This window comes from Suttonella ornithocola, assembly GCF_001889065.1.
Lineage (GTDB): Bacteria > Pseudomonadota > Gammaproteobacteria > Cardiobacteriales > Cardiobacteriaceae > Suttonella_A > Suttonella_A ornithocola.
The window spans coordinates 1-1,994 of sequence record NZ_LWHB01000209.1; the positions used below are offsets into that span (position 1 = coordinate 1).

The window sequence follows — 1,994 nt, forward strand, 5'->3', positions numbered from 1 at the left end:
TAATTGTCATGGACAATGCCGCTTTTCATAAACGCAGTGATATTCAAGCAATCATTGAAGAGCATGGGCATGAGATAGTTTGGTTACCCCCTTATAGTCCAGACTTAAATCCCATTGAAAAGATGTGGGCTTGGATTAAGCAAATACGCAAAGAATGGCGGATGGATTGTATTGATACTTTATTCTTTTATCTACTTTGGATTGGGTTGGGTTTTAGATGATTGCACTATATCATTATTTATTTTAGACATAAAAAAAGCGAACCGAAGTTCGCTTTTTTATCGAATATATGATTAAAAATCGTGACGTAAGCCAACTTTAACAGTATATCCGTCGCTTTCTTTACCTTTGAAGTCACGGTACTCACCTTCAACCCAAGTGTAAGTACGTTTGCTGAAGTTATATTGATAGCCTAAAGCATAAACATACACATTATCGTCACCTTTAGGATCAGCTAAAGAGAAACCACCACGAACAGTATTCGGTCCGAAGTAATATTCACCCGCTAAGTTATAAACTTCTCCATAAGAAGCTTGATGTTGTGCACCTAAGCCAACTTTAAATTGGTCATTGCTATAGCCAATAGCACCACCAACGACTTCTGTTGTACCAGGGTTAAAAGCAACAATTTTGCCTTTTGAGTTAACGCCACGAGTTTGATTGTCATCAGCATCAATCCATGAATATGCTAAACCTGCATAGAAACCATTTTGGTCGTACCAAATACCTGCTTGGGCGGCATCAAAATCTTTGCTCGCACTATTTTTTATAACCTGATTGCTGCCATCTAGCACACCAGCGATACCAAATTGGAATCCACCAAAGTTTGGAGAAACATAGCTAATTGCTTTAGGTAAACGGCTACCACCGGTTGCCGATGAGAATGTTGCTAATTCATCACTATAGAAAACATCATTAAAAATGTCATTATAATTAGTTACTGTTTTGAATAAAGAATTTTGCTTACCTAAGGTTACAGTACCAAAATCTCCTTTTAGACCTAAATATGCATAGCGTGTATTATCAACACCACCATTTACATCAAAGCCAAATTCCATTTTATAAAATGCTTGAACACCACCTGCCAAATCTTCAGTACCTTTAATCCCAAACTTAGCAGTCGCGGTATCTAAATCCCAACGATTTTCTTTTACAGAGCCACTAATGCTTTCATTTCTACTTTTGTCAATTGAAGTTGAATAACCTAAAGAACCATATAGAGTAGTAGTGTTTTCAGCTTGAGCAGCGCCGATCATGCCTGCTGCTACGCTTAGTGCGATTAATGCTTTTTTCATGTTTGTCTCCTAACGAGGTATTTAATTCAGAACCGTCAGTGCGGTTTGCCTAATCCGGGAGTAATCATATCTATTTTTTTGCAAAGACGCAACACCTTTGTTGCAAAAAACCAACAACTTTTTTAGACTGTTTCTAAAGAGCCACATTATTTATAAAATTGCCTCTTAAACAGCCAAACATCCTATCAGCTTTATCCAGCACTTTTGGCGGTAAATAACATTCTATTTTTTAGCTGATGTACCCTAGCCTACAATACTTTTTATAAACTGAGACCTTTGCAAAATTCTATTTAACACGAATTTTTACCATTAGCAGAAAAATTAACACTATGACTTTAATATATTTTTAAAGTTTAAAAAATTGAAATTTCTCTATTTTTTAGGGGTTTTGTAAAGATCTCAGACCATCCATACCGATGTAACCACTGACTTCTAAAGCTACTCTCGTCAAGATAAACAATCGGAGTTTCTTCTTTTTGATACTTAGCGATGCTCTCATTAAAGCGTTCCCTATCATCTTGATTAGCTTTTGGATGCCTTAGTGTTTTTTTATAGCTAATACCAAGTTTCTTCAATGCTTTGTGAATAGCTGTCTGTGAGCAATGAAAACGCTGGGCATGCTCATGTTGATAAGCATCTGGATAGTACTCTACACTAGCCATTAGGGTTTTGAAGTCTATTTTGTAAGAATAAGAAGTT

The 1,994-nt window shown here is 36.3% G+C and carries 3 protein-coding genes; 1 reads left to right on the plus strand and 2 read right to left on the minus strand.

The annotated features are described in order from the left end of the window. Nucleotides 1-221 (plus strand): transposase (locus tag A5N85_RS12955; RefSeq protein WP_249023933.1); only part of this gene is annotated, 221 nt, incomplete at its 5' end. Between the two features lie 72 nt (nucleotides 222-293). On the opposite strand, the gene A5N85_RS12960 is transcribed toward A5N85_RS12955, so the two are convergent. Together A5N85_RS12960 and A5N85_RS12965 are read right to left on the minus strand one after the other, a co-directional pair. Next, on the minus strand, nucleotides 294-1,295 hold the full coding sequence (locus A5N85_RS12960; protein WP_072577571.1) for a porin: 1,002 nt from the start codon (nucleotides 1,293-1,295) through the stop codon (nucleotides 294-296). Nucleotides 1,296-1,648: 353 nt separating this feature from the next. Then, nucleotides 1,649-1,994: IS630 transposase-related protein (locus A5N85_RS12965; RefSeq protein WP_249023980.1), on the minus strand; the 346-nt coding region annotated here is incomplete at its 5' end.

Coding starts and splice junctions, on each gene's coding strand:
- A5N85_RS12960 (WP_072577571.1), bottom strand. CDS start 1,295: ATGAAAAAAGCATTAATCGCACTAAGCGTAGCAGCAGGCATGATCGGC.